We start from the raw sequence: 328 nt of genomic DNA on the forward strand, positions 1-328 counted from the left end.
TCTGCAAAGTTTACGCCTTTTATTTCTAAGCGTTTTAATATATGTATTGAGAAGTGAAGCCCTGCTGTTGGTGCTGCTACTGCGCCTTCGTTTTTTGCAAATATGGTTTGGTAACGCGACTCGTCTTCTGGTTCTACATCTCTTTTTATGTATTTTGGTAGTGGTGTTTCTCCTAATTCGTTTAGTTTTAAACGAAATTCTCTGTATGAACCATCGTATAAAAAGCGTAAGGTACGCCCTCTTGATGTTGTATTATCTATAACTTCTGCGACTAGGGTTTCATCATCTCCAAAGTATAGTTGATTGCCGGTTGTTATTTTACGGGCTG

General features: G+C 38.4%; 1 protein-coding gene. It reads right to left on the minus strand.

The genetic code is table 11. The features are described 5' to 3' along the window. Positions 1-328, minus strand: a 328-nt coding sequence (locus LG649_RS15980) for an S-adenosylmethionine:tRNA ribosyltransferase-isomerase (RefSeq protein WP_226544816.1), incomplete at both ends; no start/stop codon positions are given.

This window comes from Neotamlana laminarinivorans (assembly GCF_020523925.1).
GTDB classification, from domain to species: domain Bacteria; phylum Bacteroidota; class Bacteroidia; order Flavobacteriales; family Flavobacteriaceae; genus Neotamlana; species Neotamlana laminarinivorans.